Below are 2,732 nucleotides of genomic sequence, written 5' to 3' on the forward strand. Positions count from 1 at the left end.
GGCCGCCGCCCCGACAGCGGACGCCGCAGCCCTGTTCGTGGGCGCGCGCGGCCGGCGCATTGCACCCCGGGTAATACAGCTGCAACTGGCCAAACTGGCCCAGGCGGCCGGCCTGCCGGCGCATGTCCATCCGCACGTCTTGCGGCACAGCTTCGCCAGCCACGTGCTGCAATCCGCGCAAGACCTGCGCGCGGTGCAGGAAATGCTGGGCCACGCCAATATTTCCACCACGCAGATCTACACGCGGCTGGATTTCCAGCACCTGGCCAAGGCCTACGACCAGGCGCATCCGCGCGCCGGCCGCAAAAGCTAGCGCCCGGCGCGCCGCGCGTCAGTACGTGACCCGCACGCCCAGCATCACGCTGCGGCCCGGCAGGGGCGCCACGCGCGAAATGAACGACGCATGGTTGTATGCCAGCTTGTCCAGCAGGTTGTTGCCGCGCACATATACCTCGTAGGCGGCATCCGCCCCCAGGCCGCCACGGTAGCTGACGATGGCGTTCACCATGTCGTAGCCCGGCGTGCTGGATTCGTACGACGCAATGTCGTTCTGGCGGAACACGTGCGCGTACTCTACCCCGCCCGACCACTGGCGCCACTTCGCGTCGGCGCGCACGCCCAGGCGCGCGGCCGGGATGCGCGGCAGATTGCCGTCGCCGCCGGTCAGCTTGCCGCGCACATAATCGCCGAACACGGCGGCCGAGAACACCTTGGTGAACTGGTGGCGCACCTCGCCCTCGATACCCGTGAACTCGGCATCGCGCTGGGTGTACTCGATCAGCCGGAAATCTTCGTACTGGTCCAGCGTATTGGCGTAGATGTAGTTCTTGACGCGGTTGTGGAACGCGCTAAGGCTGAACGTGGTGTCACCCGAATGCTTGCGCAGCGTCAGGTCGATGTTGTGCGAGGTTTCCTTGTCCAGGTCGGGGTTGCCGATCTCGTACGTGTTGGTGGCCAGGTGCACGCCGTCGGCATACAGTTCCTGGGCCGAGGGCAGGCGCTGCGAACGCGACAGCGACAAGGCCACCGAATACTGCGGGGCAAAATCCCAGATAGCCGCCGCCGACAGCGACGTACCCGACTGGCTGGACCGCTCGTTATCGCCCTCGGGGGAAATGCGCTGCCAGTCCTGGCGCGCGCCCACTTCGAAGCGCCAGTCGCCCAGCCGGTATTCTTCCAGCAGGAAGATGCCAGTGGAACGGGTCTGGCTGCGCGGCAGGAAGGCCTCTTCGCCTTCCGCGCTGAAATCGCTGTACGCGTTCTGGATGCCAACCACCCCGTGCCAGCCATACAGCGGCTTGTGCTCGAGTTCCAGGCGCGCGTCGTAGCCGCGGTTCTTGAACGTGGTGGCGGTTTCGCCGCCTTCGATTTCCCGGTGCTCGTAATCGGTCAGGCCGCCGCGAAAGCGGATTTTCTCGAAACCGGCAAAGGGGTCGGCGTATTCGGCACGCAGGTCAACGCGGTCGCTGCGCAGCTTCACATAAGGCGGGTCTTCGTGCTCATGGTCATGGTCGTGATCATGATCTTCCTCGCCGCCATGGCCGTGGTCATGGTCGTGGCCGCCGCAATGCAGGTGCGTGCCATGCGGATGGCAGCCCTCGTATTCGTGGCTGTGGCCCGGCAGGCCGTATTCGCTTTCCAGGTAGGTATAGGCCACGCCCACATAGCCGCGCGGCGTCACCCACGACATGCCCACCGTGCCCTGCGTGGACTCGCTGTATGAGCCTTCCAGCTCGCCGCCCGGCCAGTCGGGCACGTTGTAGTCGTCGGCGCGGCGCTTCAGGCCTTCCACGCGCACGGCGAACTGCCCGGTACCCGCCGTGATGCCCACCGCGCCCGCGCGTTCGCCGGTACCCGTGGCGCCGCGCACCTCGGCTTGCGCCTCGACGCCGCGTTCCGGAATGGCGGTGGGAATCTTGCGGTCCAGCACATTGACCACCCCGCCGATCGCGCCGCCGCCATACAGCAGCGTGGCCGGGCCGCGCAGCACTTCGATACGCTCGGCCAGCAGGGGCTCGGTGGTGATGGCGTGGTCGGGCGAGATGTTCGATGCGTCCATCAGTTCCGAGCCGTCCGACAGCACCTTCACGCGTGGCGCGGTCTGGCCGCGTATCACGGGGCGGCTGGCGCCGCCGCCGAACGTGTCGGAATGAATGCCGGGCAGGCCGTTCAGGGTGTCTCCCAGCGTGCTCTGGCGGCGTTCGACCAGGGCTTCGCCGTCCAGCACTGCGGCCGGCAGCGCCATGCTGTCCAGGTCCAGACCCAAGGGGTTGGCCGACACGGTAATAGGCGCCAGCGTGGGGGCCTGCGCCGCGTCGCCCGACACCTGCTGGGCCTGGACAGCGCAAGACAGGCCCAGAGACAGCGCCAGGGCCAGCGGCTTTGGTTTGATGATCATTTCCCGTCCCATGAATGTTATATCATTTCAGAAAAATAAAGATGATATAACATTTCAATATGGGATGAGGGCAAGGCGAAAGAGAGCGCCTTGCAAGGGTACTGCTGGGTGTCACGACGGCCTCAGTTAGACGGTGTCTGGCACCCTGACGGGAGCCAGACACCCGGCAGTGCCGGCGCAAACCCGCCGCGGCGGCTAAGGTAGCGCCATGGCGCTCAGGCGCCGGCCGCCAGTTGCCCGCCCAGCAGGGCCAGGCCCAGCAGCAAGATGCAAAGCGCCGCGCCACCTTCCACCAGCCGGCGCAGGCGCGCCGCCCAGGCCGTGGACAGGCGTG

2 protein-coding genes are annotated in these 2,732 nt (G+C 66.6%); one reads left to right on the forward strand and one right to left on the reverse strand.

The window, feature by feature from the left end:
• Nucleotides 1–313: tyrosine-type recombinase/integrase (locus LPZ50_RS23880; RefSeq protein WP_230665334.1), on the forward strand; the 313-nt coding region annotated here is incomplete at its 5' end.
• 18 nt (nt 314–331) lie between these two features.
• Here the strand turns inward: LPZ50_RS23880 and LPZ50_RS23885 are convergent.
• Nucleotides 332–2,398, reverse strand: a complete 2,067-nt coding sequence (locus tag LPZ50_RS23885) for a TonB-dependent receptor domain-containing protein (RefSeq protein WP_230665335.1) — start codon at nt 2,396–2,398, stop codon at nt 332–334.
• Between the last annotated feature and the right edge of the window lie 334 nt (nt 2,399–2,732).

It is taken from the genome of Bordetella petrii (assembly GCF_020991325.1).
Taxonomy (GTDB): domain Bacteria; phylum Pseudomonadota; class Gammaproteobacteria; order Burkholderiales; family Burkholderiaceae_B; genus Bordetella_A; species Bordetella_A petrii_E.

Bases quoted from the DNA above. Each gene is read 5' to 3' on its own strand.
- LPZ50_RS23885 (WP_230665335.1), bottom strand. From the start codon at position 2,398: ATGATCATCAAACCAAAGCCGCTGGCCCTGGCGCTGTCTCTGGGCCTG.